16 protein-coding genes are annotated in these 14665 nt (G+C 59.0%); 3 read left to right on the top strand and 13 right to left on the bottom strand.

Translation table 11 applies throughout. The features are described from left to right. The first annotated feature begins 133 nt into the window (after positions 1-133). Positions 134-1324, top strand: coding sequence for an osmoprotectant NAGGN system M42 family peptidase (locus IB246_RS25125; protein ID WP_008040932.1), 1191 nt, complete (start codon positions 134-136; stop codon positions 1322-1324). A gap of 209 nt (positions 1325-1533) precedes the next feature. Further along, on the top strand, positions 1534-1761 hold the full coding sequence (locus IB246_RS25120) for a YheU family protein (RefSeq protein ID WP_003199186.1): 228 nt from the start codon (positions 1534-1536) through the stop codon (positions 1759-1761). A gap of 5 nt (positions 1762-1766) precedes the next feature. On the opposite strand, the gene csrA is transcribed toward IB246_RS25120, so the two are convergent. From csrA to IB246_RS25105, 3 genes are all read right to left on the bottom strand, one after another. Next, on the bottom strand, positions 1767-1952 hold the full coding sequence (csrA, locus tag IB246_RS25115; protein WP_008034548.1) for a carbon storage regulator CsrA: 186 nt from the start codon (positions 1950-1952) through the stop codon (positions 1767-1769). 142 nt (positions 1953-2094) lie between these two features. Further along, the gene (locus tag IB246_RS25110) at positions 2095-2427 is read right to left on the bottom strand and encodes a YnfA family protein (protein WP_008034549.1); all 333 of its coding nucleotides are present in this window, start codon (positions 2425-2427) and stop codon (positions 2095-2097) included. Between the two features lie 64 nt (positions 2428-2491). Then, positions 2492-3307 carry an SDR family oxidoreductase gene (locus IB246_RS25105; protein WP_008034550.1) on the bottom strand — a complete coding sequence of 272 codons (816 nt, stop codon included), beginning with the start codon at positions 3305-3307 and terminating at the stop codon, positions 2492-2494. Between the two features lie 278 nt (positions 3308-3585). Here IB246_RS25105 and IB246_RS25100 point away from each other — a divergent pair, with 278 nt between their 5' ends. Then, positions 3586-3744: a DUF3309 family protein gene (locus tag IB246_RS25100; protein WP_174602692.1), complete on the top strand. Its 159-nt coding sequence runs from the start codon at positions 3586-3588 to the stop codon at positions 3742-3744. A 59-nt stretch (positions 3745-3803) separates the two neighbouring features. Here the strand turns inward: IB246_RS25100 and IB246_RS25095 are convergent, their stop codons facing one another. From IB246_RS25095 to IB246_RS25050, 10 genes are all read right to left on the bottom strand, one after another. Then, a complete protein-coding gene (locus IB246_RS25095) occupies positions 3804-5897 on the bottom strand; it encodes an LTA synthase family protein (RefSeq protein ID WP_008040933.1) in 2094 nt (697 codons plus the stop codon). Between the two features lie 1224 nt (positions 5898-7121). Further along, positions 7122-7727, bottom strand: coding sequence for an START domain-containing protein (locus IB246_RS25090; RefSeq protein WP_008040859.1), 606 nt, complete (start codon positions 7725-7727; stop codon positions 7122-7124). A gap of 40 nt (positions 7728-7767) precedes the next feature. Beyond that, complete coding sequence (locus IB246_RS25085; protein ID WP_008040860.1) at positions 7768-8022, bottom strand: YkgJ family cysteine cluster protein; 255 nt, start codon at positions 8020-8022, stop codon at positions 7768-7770. A gap of 165 nt (positions 8023-8187) precedes the next feature. Then, the gene (locus tag IB246_RS25080) at positions 8188-8661 is read right to left on the bottom strand and encodes a hypothetical protein (protein WP_008040861.1); all 474 of its coding nucleotides are present in this window, start codon (positions 8659-8661) and stop codon (positions 8188-8190) included. A gap of 95 nt (positions 8662-8756) precedes the next feature. Beyond that, on the bottom strand, positions 8757-10196 hold the full coding sequence (locus IB246_RS25075; RefSeq protein ID WP_008040862.1) for a PLP-dependent aminotransferase family protein: 1440 nt from the start codon (positions 10194-10196) through the stop codon (positions 8757-8759). A 300-nt stretch (positions 10197-10496) separates the two neighbouring features. Next, positions 10497-11309, bottom strand: a complete 813-nt coding sequence (locus tag IB246_RS25070) for an OmpA family protein (RefSeq protein WP_008040863.1) — start codon at positions 11307-11309, stop codon at positions 10497-10499. Continuing rightward, positions 11306-11662 (bottom strand): DUF4398 domain-containing protein, encoded by a 357-nt coding sequence (locus IB246_RS25065; protein ID WP_008040864.1) that lies wholly within the window; start codon positions 11660-11662, stop codon positions 11306-11308. The genes IB246_RS25070 and IB246_RS25065 overlap by 4 nt, the downstream gene beginning before the upstream one ends. A 9-nt stretch (positions 11663-11671) precedes the next feature. Then, positions 11672-12508, bottom strand: a complete 837-nt coding sequence (locus IB246_RS25060; protein WP_008040865.1) for a substrate-binding periplasmic protein — start codon at positions 12506-12508, stop codon at positions 11672-11674. Positions 12509-12623: 115 nt separating this feature from the next. Next, entirely contained in the window at positions 12624-13553 is a 930-nt protein-coding gene (locus IB246_RS25055) for an electron transfer flavoprotein subunit alpha/FixB family protein (RefSeq protein ID WP_008040866.1), read from the bottom strand. Further along, complete coding sequence (locus tag IB246_RS25050; RefSeq protein WP_007942046.1) at positions 13554-14303, bottom strand: electron transfer flavoprotein subunit beta/FixA family protein; 750 nt, start codon at positions 14301-14303, stop codon at positions 13554-13556. Positions 14304-14665: the final 362 nt, after the last annotated feature.

Below are 14665 nucleotides of genomic sequence, written 5' to 3'. Positions count from 1 at the left end.
TCGCGGGCAAGCCTCGCTCCTACAGGAATGGGTGCTTTTGTAGGAGCGAGGCTTGCCCGCGAAGACGGCCTCACAGACACCGCAAATTACCCTCATCGAAACCATCGATGCGCTCAACTCATCAGGAGTTTCCATGACCCATAAAATCCCGGAACCCGACCTCAACTACCTGCAAAAAGTCCTCCTGGAAATGCTCGCCATTCCGAGCCCGACCGGTTTCACCGACACCATCGTGCGTTACGTCGCCGAGCGGCTTGAAGAGCTGGGCATTCCTTTCGAGATGACTCGCCGCGGCACCATCCGCGCCACGCTTAAAGGCAAGAAAAACAGCCCCGACCGCGCCGTTTCCGCCCACCTCGACACCATCGGCGCCGCCGTTCGCGCAGTGAAAGACAACGGTCGCCTGACCCTGGCGCCAGTCGGCTGCTGGTCCAGCCGATTCGCCGAGGGCAGCCGCGTCAGCCTGTTTACCGACAACGGCGTGATCCGTGGCAGCGTGTTGCCGCTGATGGCGTCCGGGCATGCGTTCAACACGGCGGTGGACGAGATGCCGATCAGCTGGGATCACATCGAACTGCGCCTCGACGCGTACTGCGCGACCCGCGCCGATTGCGATTCCCTGGGGATCAGCGTCGGCGATTTCGTCGCGTTCGACCCGTTGCCGGAGTTCACCGAAAGCGGCCACATCAGCGCCCGTCACCTCGACGACAAGGCCGGCGTTGCCGCGCTGCTGGCGGCACTTAAAGCGATCGTCGACAGTGGCGAAGAACTGATGATCGACTGCCATCCGCTGTTCACCATCACCGAGGAAACCGGCAGCGGTGCAGCGGCGGCGTTACCGTGGGACGTCAGCGAATTCGTCGGCATCGACATCGCACCGGTCGCGCCCGGCCAGCACTCCAGCGAACATGCGGTCAGCGTGGCGATGCAGGATTCCGGCGGGCCTTATGACTATCACTTGTCGCGGCACTTGCTGCGACTGGCCAGAGACAACGAGTTGCCGGTGCGCCGCGACTTGTTTCGCTACTACTTCAGCGATGCCCATTCGGCGGTCACCGCCGGCCATGACATTCGTACCGCCCTGCTCGCCTTCGGATGCGACGCGACTCATGGCTACGAGCGCACCCACATCGACAGCCTCGCGGCGCTCAGTCGCCTGCTCGGCGCCTACATCCTCAGCCCGCCGGTGTTCGCCAGCGATGCGCAACCGGCCAAGGGTTCGCTGGACCGGTTCAGCCATCAGATCGAACATGACACGCAGATGGAAAGCGATACGCGGGTGCCTTCGGTGGATAGCCTGGTGGGGCAGCGGTCGGATAGCTGATCCGGAATTTTCATTGCCTGGGCTGACGCCTTCGCGGGCAAGCCTCGCTCCTACAGACTTTGCGTCGATGCGAAGTAATGTGATCAACGCGAAACCTGTAGGAGCGAGGCTTGCCCGCGAAGGCGTCAGCCCAGGCAACACATCAGGTCCAGACTAGCCGCCACCCATCATTCGCCGTAGCATCGCGCCATTGTTTAGCCGAGGTGCCTATGCTGATTCCCCACGACCAACTTGAAGTCGACACCCTGACCCGCCTGATCGAGGATTTCGTGACCCGTGACGGCACCGACAACGGCGATGACACGCCGCTGGAAACCCGCGTATTGCGTGTTCGCCAGGCCCTGACCAAAGGTCAGGCGCTGATTGTCTTCGACCCGGAAAGCGAGCAATGCCAGTTGATGCTCAAGCACGACGTGCCCAAGCATCTGTTCGACTGACGCCTTCATCGCCCTTTGGTTTTTGCCAGTTTGACCTGGATGCGCTTGTAGACTTCGGCACGATGCACATTGACGCTTTGCGGCGCGTCGACGCCGAAGCGCACCGTGTTGCCGTTGACGGCGACAATACGCACCGAAATGTCGTCACCGATGGAAATCATTTCGCCCACAACGCGGCTGAGTACAAGCATGGCATTCGTCCTTCAGGGTTATCGAACCCTGAAGATGCCCGGCACGCGACGGGCCTTCAATGCGACGAGGGCAAAACAGTCCCGCCCTACAACGCAAGGCGAACACCTCCTAAGGAAACGTCTTACAAACCGAGGCTTTGCTTCAGGCAGCGGAAAAACGCGGGCCGAACAGGATGACGCTTGCGCCGATCACACACAGCGCCACGCCGATCCAGTCAGAGCCGAGCGGGCGAATCCGTTCGACCACTGCCAGCCAGCCAATCGACGCAATGATGTAGATGCCACCGTAGGCGGCATAAGCCCGCCCCGCGTAGCTCGCCTCGACACGGGTCAGCAGCAGCGCGAACAAGGTCAGGCTGAGCAGCGCCGGCACCACCCACCAGACGCTTTTGCCTTGGCGCAACCACATCCAGAAGGCAAAGCAGCCGGCGATTTCAAACAGCGCGGCAAGAAAAAACCACAGGTAATTGAGCATGCGAACGTCTCGCGAGGATGACCGATGGCGGCCACCCTAACGGCGACGTTGTGCGCGGGCAAGTTTAGCCTGCGGTCTGTTTGGCCTTGGCGCGCATTTTATCGGCCATGAGGGTCATTTCGTCGTAGAGCAGTTGCGGGTTCTTCTGCTTCAGCGCCCAGGCCATACGGCCCTGTTCGTGGGGCAGGATCATGAATTCGCCGGCGGCGACGTGCTGATAGATGTAGTCGGCAATGTCGGCCGCACTAATCGGCGAACTTTCCAGCAACTTGCCAACCTGCGCTTTCATGGCGGGTGTCGGACCACGGAAAGAGTCCAGCAGGTTGGTCTGGAAGAACGACGGGCACACCACATGCACGCCAACTTCCTGATGCGCCAGTTCGATCAGCAGGCTTTCGGACAACGCCACCACACCGGCCTTGGCCACGTTGTAGTTACTCATCGCCGGGCCTTGCATCAGGGCGGCCATCGACGCGATGTTGATGATCTTGCCTTTGCTTTTTTCCAGCAGCGGCAAGAACGCCTTGCAACCCTTGACCACGCCCATCAGGTTGATCGCGATCTGCCAGTCCCAGTCTTCCAGGGACAGTTCGCTGAAGAACCCGCCCGAGGCGACACCGGCGTTGTTGACGATGACATCGATGCCGCCGAGCTTGACTTCACAGGCTTGGGCGAACGCGGTCAGCTGACTGTAATCGCGCACGTCGCAACGCTGGATAAAGCCATCGCCGCCGGCTTCGCGAACCAGTTTCAGGGTTTCCTGCAGACCGGGTTCGCTGACATCCGACAAAGCCAGTTGCCAGCCTTCACGTGCCCAGCGCAGCGCGATTTCGCGACCCAGGCCCGAGCCCGCGCCAGTGATCATCATGCGATTTTGCATAGCAAACAGCCTTGTTGTTCCGGGGAAGATGCGTCGAGTGTAGCGAAGGACCTTGCCCGACCCACGCTCCATCAGATTGCTGAATGGCGCGAGCAAACCGTGAGCGCGCCTGTATCAACCAGGCCCCTGAAAACGAAATAAGCCTTTCTTCGAAAAACATTAAAAAAACTTGGAATTTTCTTTCAAGTGCACCAGTCGGAATTTACAAGCAGCTCGGGTTTATTGCAGTCCAGCTGACAATTAACACCAGGCAATTTCAGAACACTTCCGACAAGGAAATAGACATGGGCACAATACTAATCATTATTCTGATCCTCCTGCTGGTAGGTGGTCTGCCGGTCTTCCCTCATTCCAGAAGTTGGGGTTATGGCCCGTCGGGTATCATCGGCGTGGTGTTGGTGGTGCTGTTGATTTTGCTGTTACTCGGCAAGATATAAAGATCTGACAGGCAAAAAAAAGAGGCCCTTGAAGGGCCTCTTTTTTATTGCGTCAACGCTTAGTCCGGCTTGCCGTCAACGACACCGGCGGTGTTGTCGATCAGGCTCTTGGTCGCCGTTTGCAGGAACGCTTCGAGCTTGAGTTTCAGCTCGGCAGTGCGAGGTGCATTCGGTACGATCTCGGCGTGAGGTGTCGCGCCCAGTTCGTACTGATACATCTTCGGCTCCATTTCCTTTTCTTTCGGCAAGACCAGAATCTGATCCGCCGTGACGATGGCCGTGGTCTGTTCGCTGCCCGACGGTTTGATCACGCCAAAACCGGTGTCGCCTTCCGGCAGGTCGAGCAGGTCACGCCCCCAGCACTGATGACGCACTTCGCCACCGATGCGACCCATGATGGTCGGTACGATGTCGATCTGCGTGCCTACCGTGTGGTCAAGTTTGCCGAATTTGTCCTGGATGCCCGGTGCAATCATCAGCATCGGCACGTTGAAGCGGCCCAGGTCCATTTCGGTGATCTGGCGCTCGTTGCCGAAACCGTGGTCACCGACGATGACAAACAGGGTTTCCTTGAAGTAAGGCTCCTTGCGGGCCTTTTCAAAGAACTGACCGAGCGCCCAGTCCGCGTAACGCATGGCGGTCAAATGCTCGTTCAGGCTGCCACGATCGGTCACGCGCTCGACCGGCAATGGCGTCGGCAAGGCGTATGGCGTGTGGTTGGACAGGGTCTGCAGCAAGGCATAGAACGGCTTGCCGTTTTCCCGTGCCTTGAGCTCGACCAGACCACGGTCGAACATGTCCTGGTCGGACACACCCCAGGTTGGATCGGAGAACACCGGGTTGACGAAGTCGTTACGACCAATGAAGTTGGTCATGCCCTGGCTGCTGAAGAAACCCGACTGGTTATCCCAGGCGAAGTCGCCGTTGTAGACGTACACGTCGTCATAGTCGCGGGCGCTGAGCAATTGCGGGAGGCCGGACAGTTTGTGACTGCCTTCCGGGGTCTGCATCAGGTATTCGAAACCCGGCAGGTTCGGGAAGCAGGCCATGGTGGCGAACATACCCTGGTGGGTGTGGGTGCCGTTGGAGAAAAAGCGGTCAAACAGCAGGCCTTCCTTCGACAGCTTGTCGAGGTACGGCGTGATGTTGCCCGGTGCACCGAGGGCGCCGACCGAGTGACCGGCCATGCTTTCCATCAGGATCACGACGACGTTCTTGATCGGCAGAGTCTTGTCGGCCGGCGGCGTGTAATCGCGACGCACCGCTGCGGTCTCGGCATCCACCAGTTTGTCGTTCGGCATCACCAGCATGTCACGCACGATTTGCTGAGCTTGCGGCTGTGGCAGCGTGGCTTTCCAGATGTTGTCGCGATCTTCGGACATCCGGCTCTTGGCTGCCGCAACCAGCGACAATGTGCCGTTGAGGCCCAGCTGGTTGGCGAAGTTGGAGTCGGTGGTGTAGACGTCACCCCAACGCAGTGGCGGACCTTGGCGCAGAGTGCCGCGAGCCGCGACCACGCAAACCAGCAGGCACACCACGAACACGACAATGCGCGCATACCACGGGGCGATCTGGCGCATGCCGATGCTGCCGCCGCTGAATGGACCGCGAGGACGGGTCGCGCGGTCGGCGCCCTTGAACGCCAGGGTCAGGATCAACGTGCCCACGCCCCAGGCCAGCAGGTAGCGAACCACCGGGAATCCGTACCAGAGCATGCTCATTACGGTTTTCGGGTCTTCCTTCACGTACTGGAAGACCAGGCCGTTGAGGCGTTGGTGGAACTCGCGGTAGAAGTCCATTTCCATCAGGCCGAGGAACAGCGCGATGCTCGAAGCGATGGTCAGCCAGAAACGGAAGAACCCGCGGGCCGCCATGGCCCGGGCGCTGAACAGCGCCAGCAACAGCGGAATGCTGAGGTAGACCACCAGGCGCAGGTCGAAGCGCAGGCCGTTGGCGAACGCTTCGAAGAAGGTCGAGGCCGGGGTGTCGAGGATCATCTCGCGGTTGTAGACCAGCAGCGCGACGCGCAGCAGGCTGAACATGACCATCATGACCAGGGCACACAGCAGCGTGTAGGCCAGATGCGATTTGACGGTCGGTTGCAGCAGGCGACTAGAAGCTCGCTGCTGACTCAGGGCGTCCGGGATTGCCATGTCGTTTTAGGACCCATTGGAAGTTGAAGTTTCAAAATTACAGCTGCGCCCTGCCCTCTGTTGGCCAGTTCTCGGCCCCGGGGTTTGCGCGGTGCGCAAATGTTGCACGATCAACCGCGGCATTGCCATTGATTACTGATCTGCACGGCTGGCGCGGGCGAATTGTCTTGGAGGCTTTGTGAAAATTTTGTGTAGTGCATATTCGGAAACACAATAAAGTCTTTCAGAGTCCATAAGTTGGGTGTGGGCATATCCGTTTCTGCGGTAACGGTGGCTTATGGTTTCGCCCTTACGGCGAGTCACTTTGGAAAAGCCCCAAAGTAACCAAAGGGCTCTTGCCCCTTTCGTTCGGTGCCTCGCTGTGGCTCGGCATGCCCTCGCTCCGGTCCTGCTCCGTGGGCCCGCCGCCATCGGCCATCCATGGCCGGGGGCGGCTAACCCGGCATCCATGCCGGGTTGCCCACTACGCAGAACCTCCACTCGGCCTCTCGAGGGGGCGACTACCGCCACAGCCGCCGAGGCGGCCTGAAAGCCGACCTGGCTCCTCAGTCGTGTGCACTCTCCCGCACTGTGGTGGCTGCACTAGTCTTGGATGTTTGCACATTCCCCCTGTAGGAGCCGGCTTGCTGGCGATAGCGGTGGATCAGTCATCTGTTTATTGACTGGACAGACGCCATCGCCAGCAAGCTGGCTCCTACAGGGGAAATGCATAGGTGTCTGGATGAATACGAGCAACTGTAGGAGCCGGCTTGGCGGCGATAGCGGTGGGTCAGTCAACCTGTTTATTGACTGGACGGACGCCATCGCCAGCAAGCCGGCTCCTACAGGGAATCGCGTACGCTTTTGATTTCCACCACTCATCAGGCCGAGCGTTAGCTCGCCTTCCGCTTTTGATCTGAGCGCCCCCTCGAGAGGCCGAGCGCAGGTTCTGCGCAGTGGGCAACCCGGCATGGATGCCGGGTTAGCCGCCCCCGGCCAGGGATGGCCGATGGCGGCGGGCCCACGGAGCAGGAGCGGAGCGAGGGCATGCCGAGCCACAGCGAGGCACCGAACGAAAGAGGCAAGAGCGCTTTGGTTACTTTCGCGCTTTTCGAAAGTGACTCGCTGTAAAAGCGAAACCATAAGCCGCCATGACCACAGCAACGGATATACACACCAATCAAACAAACCCGCAAAAAAAAGCCCCGATCAAATCAGGGCTTTTTATAGAAAGAAACAAAGCGATTACTTCTCGGCACGCTCTTTCAGGGCTTTCAAGGTATTGAACGGCGCATCAACCACAAACTTGTTGGCAATCATCGAAGGCACGCTACCACCCGGCTCAGTGTGAACCTGATAGGTCACTTCAATCTGGTCACCCTTGGGCACGAACTTCCAGAACCCATCAACCTTGGCAACCCGCACAAAACCCTTTTCTTCAGGAATGTACTTCGGCACACCCTCAAGCTTACGGGTCAGACTGCCATCGGCGCCTACGGTAGTCGTGATATGCAGCACCGAATCACGCGCGGTCACCGGCCATGGGGTATTGAACTGGGTGTAGGTCCAGCTCTGATCGCCTTCATGCTTGAGCAGCTTCTGCTGCTTGCATTCGTGAATCCACGAGCAGGCGCCCGCCACGTCTTCCTGGAGTGCGCGCAATTTGGCCATGGTGGTTTTCATCAGGGTAACGCCCTGATAAGCCTTGTAGTCAGAGCCGGCCACTTCACTCAAGGACACCTTGATGCCGTCTTCATTCTTGGCCACCTTCCAGTCTTCGGCCTGTGCGGTGGCAGTCGCCAGCAAAACCGTCAAACCACACAGCACAGCCATACGATGCAGCGAACCCATAATCTTATTCCTTATTGTTGAAGTTCCGTTCGTTGACACATCACGCCGCCGTCATCTGCTCCCACCAGCCCAGCAATCTGACCGCTTCGTCACTGCTGTTTCCGCAGACTTCGACGTCGGCTTCAAACGCCGAACACACGGCCGGACGTTCCGGTTGGCCGAAAATACTGCACAGGTTTTCGGCAGAGAGTTGTACGCAACGTTCTCCGGCGGCTTTGCCATTGGGCATACCGGGAATCGGAGAACTGATGGAAGGGGCAATGCAACAGGCGCCACAGCCTTCACGGCATTTCATGACGACGAGCTCCTCGCGACGGGTGATGTGTTAAAGGACGGGGCACAGAGTAACCGCTAAAACAGTTGTTTTAAATTACCTGTCGCCGGGTTTTTACGCTCAAACCAGCGTGACTGACCAGTCTCCGACAAAGCGTCTGGCCTGCGGGTCACGCCGAGGAAGGATTTACTGCTTGAACTCCAATTCCAGCGCCGCGCCCTCGACTTCCCGACGCTCTTCGTTACGCAGTTGCAACTTCATTTCGTTGCTGATCAGTCGTCCGTTGAGCTGGAACGGAGAGCTGCCAGCCTTCTCACCGAACATTTGCGGCAACACGGCGTCGTGCCGGGGCAACGGAACTGTACCGACCGGCTTAAACTCTTCGGCCATTTCCTCAGGCAAGCTCAAATCCAGGTCAGCCGAAGGCAGTTTGGTTTTCACCACTTCACTGGCCGGTTTCGATTTGGAGGCAATGGGTGAACGTTTTTTCTGCGTAGCCGCTTTCTTTTTGACCGGTGTGGCTTTTTTTGCCGGTGCCGGTTTTTTCGATGTCGCGCTGGCGGCCGGTTTTTCCTGAGCGGAAGCCGCCAAGACGCCTTCCGAATTGAAGGTTATCAACAGGCAGATCGACAACCAGGCGGCAGGAAAAATCGGTTTCATGGATCCAACGGGGAACGGCGCTATCGGCAGAGGGCCATATGCTCGCTTGTTGGACGCGACATGACAAGCTCGGGCAGGAATTACCCGCCCGCCCGTCACATTCCGCCGGCCATCTCCTGGCAAAGCTGGGTAGCCAGCATGCCCAGAGTCATCAACGCACGCTCGGCTTCGCGATTCCAGGGAATGCCGCAGTTGAGCCGAATGCAGTGATTGAACTGCTCGGTGTTACTGAAAATCAGCCCCGGTGCGATGCTGATGCCTTGCTGCAACGCGCGCACATGAAGTTCTTGTGTATTGACCCGCCCCGGCAGACTCACCCACAGAATGAAGCCGCCGGTCGGCCGGGTCATCTGTGTGCCTTCCGGGAAATACTGCTGCACCGCGAGCTGGAAAGCGCTGAGATTTTTGCGGTACTCCTGACGGATGTAGCGCAAATGCCGGTCGTAACCGCCATTTTCCAGATACGCCGCGATCCCCATCTGCGTAACGCTGCAAGCCGAATGCGTGCTGAAGGTCTGCAAGCGCTGGATTTCCTGCTGGTACTTGCCCGCAATCATCCAGCCAATCCGCACACCCGGAGACAGGGTCTTGGAGAAGCTTGAGCAGTAGATCACCCGATCCAGCCGGTCGTAGGCCTTGAGTGCCTTGGTACGGCCCTGCTCGAACATCAGTTCGCCGTAGATATCGTCTTCGACCACCTGAATATCGAAATCCGAGGCCAGGCGCAGCAGTTGTTTCTGCCGCTCTTCGGGCATGGTGCCGCCCAGCGGATTGCTCAGGCGCGTGGTCAGTACCAGCGCTTTGATCGACCACTGATTCGCTGCCAGTTGCAAGGCTTCCAGGCTCATGCCGGTGGCCGGATCGCTGGGGATCTCGATGACTTTCAGGCCCAGCAGATCGGCCAGTTGCAGCAACCCGTAGTAGGTTGGCGACTCGGCGGCGATCAAGTCGCCCGGCCGGGTCAGCACGCGCAGGGACATCTGCAAGGCATCAACGCAGCCGTGGGTGATCACCACTTCCGACGGATCGACCACCACGCCGGCATCGCGCATGCGAATTGCCACTTGCCGCCGCAACGGTTCAAAACCGGGGCTGAACATGTAACTGAATGCCCGCGGGCTATGGAATCGGGTGACTTTGGCCAACTGCTGATGCAGCGCCCGCACCGGCAGGTAATCGACGCTCGGCACCGCCGCGCCCAAGGGAAACACGCCCTCACGACGGGATTCGACCAACACTTGTTGAATGATGCTGCTGCGGGTGACCAGGCCGGGACGTTCAACTCGGGCGATGTCCGGTGTCGGCGCAGTCAGGGCCGGCGTCTGGTGCACGTAGTAACCCGACTGCGGCCGGGCACGGATCAGCCCCTGATCTTCGAGATTGGCATACGCCTGCAACACCGTCGCATGGCTGACGTTGAGCTGCGAACTCATCTTGCGCACCGAAGGCACGCGCTCCCCCGGCTGATAGACCCCACGACGGATGTCTTCGGCCAGTTGTTGAGCAATACGTTGGTAGAGCAAGAGATTGGTCATGACGCAGCACTCGATTTCACGGGCATTTTATTCTTGTGTGAAACAATACCGGAACAGTTTAGAAGTGTACGGGGACAGTTGCCACAATAGTCGACGGTACAGTGCAGTGTCAGCAAAATCTGTACTGCTTTGCGAGGCAATTCGCAGACACAAAAAAACCCGGCGCTGACGGGCAGCCCGGGTTTGTAGGAGCCGGCTTGCTGGCGATGGCATCACTGCGGTTCATCTGAGACACCGCGGTGATGCTATCGCCAGCAAGCCGGCTCCTACGGATTGCATGGTTTCACAAGGAAGCGTCCATTACCGGGCAGCGCCGAGCAGGCCTTTTTCGTCGGAGAACACAATTTCCACCCGACGGTTCTGCGCCCGGCCCCGTTCCGAGGCGTTCGCGTCTACCGGGTATTCGTCGCCATAACCTTCGACCTTAATGCGTTTTTCGTCGATGCCCAGGTCCGTCAACACGTCCGCCACCGATTGCGCACGGTCACGGGACAGTTTGAGGTTTTCCTGCTTGCCGCCGGTGCTGTCGGCGTAGCCTTCGATGCGCACGACGCGCTTGGGATTGAGCTGCAGGAATTGCACGATCTTCAATACCACGCGGTTCGCCGAGTTTTTCAGCTCCGCTTCGCCGGTGTCGAACAACACGTCGCCGAGGGTCATCACCAGGCCACGGTCAGTCTGGGTCGTGGCCAGCGCAACAATCTGCTCTTCAAGCCACTTGCCCTGCTGCTGCACGCTCAGCAGTTTGGATTCGCGCAGGGCCAGTTGCAGGCGCTGACGCTCCAGTTCGAGCTTCGCCGCGCGCTCTTCGTTGAGTACCTGATTGGTGTGCTCCCGAGCGATTTCACTGTAGCGCCGGCTCAGGTAGGCGTAATGCAGCACGTCGGACCCGCTGCCCCAGTAGCTGGACAGTCGATCGGCACGGGCCAGGGATTCACCGGCACGGATCACGTCTTTCGGCGCGATTCGCAGCACGTTGGAATCTTCTTTCACCTTCTGAAAGTCGGCACCCGCTTCTTGCAACGCAGCTTCACTGTGCTGACCGGCGCAGCCATAGAGACTCGCACAGCCAACAAGGATCAAGCCGCCGATAGCTTTGGACGTGAGGTTCATTGTGCGTCCCCCACTTGCTTGCGCAATCGAGTGATGCGGGTATTGAGAAGATCCAGCTTTTCTTCACTTTTGAGCGTCAGGACCTTGGCTTCGGCCAGCCGCGCGTCAAGTTCGGCCTGTTCGGCGCGCATGCGTGCATGTTTGTAAGACTGATCGGCCATATCACCTTGGGCACGGGCGAATTTATCTTCGGCCAGTTTCATTTCCGGCACATCGTCCGCGGTGGCACCCACGGCTTTGGCTTGCACGAGCACCTGTTCGGTCAGGCGTATTTGTTCATTCGGCGCCGGATCGGCTGCACAACCCGCCAGAGCCAGAACGGCCAGGGCAGCGAAAAGAGGTCGAATACTCACTAAAAATCCCTACTGTTTTGGGGTACTGGCGGGGGGTTGCTGTGGCTGCTGTTGCTGCGCTTTCCAGCGCTCGATATTGCGTTGCAGCACGGCTTCCGTCAGTCCGGACGCGGGCAATTCTGTCATCTTTTTGGCCAGCTGTCCGCGCAACCACGGATCGTTGCAGGCAGAGTTATGGGAAACCGCGAGGAACAGGCCGGGTTTGTCGACCGGCTGCGGGCGCGCGACGAGGTCATTGGCCATGCTCAGGGCCTGTGCGGCTGCCATGCCCGAATAGCGTCCGGCGAGGACAAATTCCACTTCCCCCAACAGCAATTTCTGAAGGGCCTGGGTCAGGTTTGGAGTGCGTACGAGGGTCAATTGCTGCTCGGCGAACGTAGCGAATTCCGAGGTCATTCGAGATTTTTCCGACAACGCGCCGGGATGACCGTGAAGGTCCTGCGCCTGGTTGTAGACCAGTGGCGAGTCTTTTCGAGTCCAGACCAGGTAATCGTTTTCCAGCAACGGCGGATGGATGTAATCCAGGGTTTCCAGCTCACTGACCGTCAACGGCGCGTCGGCCAGCATGTCCATGCGCCCACTGCGCACTTCCTCCAGCGCCTGAGCGCGTTTACCGGCATAGAGCATCTCGACCTTGATGCCCAACTGCCCTGCTACTTGTTGCAACAGGTCGGCGCTGGCACCGATCAGGTGCTTGGGGTTTTGCGGGTCTTGCCACAGATACGGCGGCGCATCCGGGCTGCCGGTGACCACCAGTCGTTCACACTTGCCCGCTGCGATGGACAGCGTCGGCAACAGCGTCAGACCCAACAGCAATGACCAACCGAACACTCGATGCAGATCCATACTCAAACCCCGTTATATCCCCTGTAGGAGCCGCCCGCAGCCAGCCGGCTCCTACAGGAAGAGCAAAAAAAAGCCCGACCAAAAGGTCGGGCTCTTTATAGGTCAAGCGGCTGGATTAGACCAGCTTCTCGAACTCAGGGATGGCTTCGAACAGGTCCGCCACCAGGCCGTAATCGGCCACCTGGAAGATCGGCGCTTCTTCGTCCTTGTTGATCGCGACGATCACTTTGGAGTCTTTCATGCCGGCCAGGTGCTGGATCGCGCCGGAGATACCGACCGCGATGTACAGCTGTGGAGCAACGATCTTGCCGGTCTGACCGACCTGCATGTCGTTGGGTACGAAACCTGCGTCGACCGCGGCGCGGGAAGCACCGACGGCAGCGCCCAGCTTGTCGGCCAGGGCGTACAGGTGTTTGAAGTTGTCGCCGTTCTGCATGCCGCGGCCGCCGGAAACGACGATCTTGGCAGCGGTCAGTTCCGGACGATCGGACTTGGCCAGTTCTTCACCGACGAAGCTCGAAGTGCCGGCGTTGTGCGCAGCAGCAACTGCTTCAACGGCAGCCGAACCGCCTTCAGCGGCAACCGGGTCGAAACCGGTGGCACGCACGGTGATCACTTTGACCGCAGCGTTCGACTGAACGGTAGCGATGGCGTTACCGGCGTAGATCGGGCGCTTGAAGGTGTCAGCGCTTTCAACCGAGATGATCTCGGAGATCTGGTCAACGTCCAGCTGAGCGGCAACGCGCGGCAGGATGTTTTTGCCGTTGGAAGTGGCGGCAGCCAGGATGTGGCTGTAGCCCTTGCCCAGCTCGGCAACCAGTGGCGCGACGTTTTCCGGCAGTTGGTGAGCGTAGGCGGCGTTATCGGCCACCAGCACTTTAGCCACGCCAGCCACTTTCGCAGCGGCTTCAGCCACGGCGCCAGCGCCCTGACCTGCAACCAGCACGTGGATGTCGCCGCCGATTTTGGCAGCAGCGGCCACGGTGTTCAGCGTGGCCGGGGCCAGCACTTTGTTGTCGTGTTCAGCAATAACCAAGATAGTCATTTAGATTACCTTCGCTTCGTTTTTCAGTTTCTCGACCAGTTCAGCCACCGACTTGACCTTGATACCTGCGCTGCGTGCAGCTGGCGCTTCGACTTTCACGGTCTTGTTGGTGGAGGCGGTGGAAACGCCCAAAGCATCCGGAGTCAGCACTTCGAGAGGCTTCTTCTTGGCTTTCATGATGTTTGGCAGGGACGCGTAGCGCGGCTCGTTCAAACGCAGGTCGGTGGTGACGATGGCCGGCAGTTTCAGGGAAACTGTTTGCGCGCCGCCGTCGATTTCGCGGGTCACGGCAACGCTGTCGCCGGACACTTCGACTTTGGACGCGAAGGTGCCCTGACCGTAGCCGCTCAATGCAGCGAGCATCTGGCCAGTCTGGTTGTTGTCGCTGTCGATGGCCTGTTTGCCGAGGATCACCAGCTGAGGCTGTTCCTTGTCGACAACGGCTTTCAACAGTTTGGCAACGGCCAGGGAAGTCAGATCTTCAGCGGATTCGACGAGGATGGCGCGGTCGGCACCCAGAGCCAGCGCGGTGCGCAGTTGCTCTTGAGCGGTGGACGGGCCGATGGAGACGACGACGATTTCAGTCGCAACGCCTTTCTCTTTCAGGCGTACGGCTTCTTCCACTGCGATTTCGCAGAACGGGTTCATCGACATCTTCACGTTGGCGAGGTCGACGCCGGAATTGTCCGCCTTGACGCGAACCTTGACGTTGTAATCCACAACGCGTTTGACAGCTACAAGAACCTTCATGGATTCCTCGTTACTCTCCGGTGAAAAGAAAGTCGCCTAGGCGAACCTGGCGGTTGATGCTCATCGGGCGCAAGGGCACCTCTAAAAACGCCGGCATACGTGTCAAGTGACCATCGCTCATGACGTTGATGACCGTTCGTCAGTGGTGACCAACAAGTCATTAAATATCGTGGCGTGTAAACTGCGCGCCAACACTGCGCTGCACATCACCTTGTACTGCCATCGCCCTGTCTTTAGAGGTGCTCTTGAAACCAACAGTCAGCCTACGGCGAGCGCAAAACCGACCGTATCTTGACCGGAACGCCTATTCCGGTCAATACGGCAAAATGGCCAGTCATAAGCCGCGTGACTTTGATTTCTCT

The sequence above is a fragment of the Pseudomonas sp. PDM01 genome (assembly GCF_014852325.1).
In the GTDB taxonomy this organism is placed as follows: Bacteria; Pseudomonadota; Gammaproteobacteria; order Pseudomonadales; family Pseudomonadaceae; genus Aquipseudomonas; species Aquipseudomonas migulae.
This window is presented reverse-complemented; position numbering and strand designations above follow the sequence as displayed.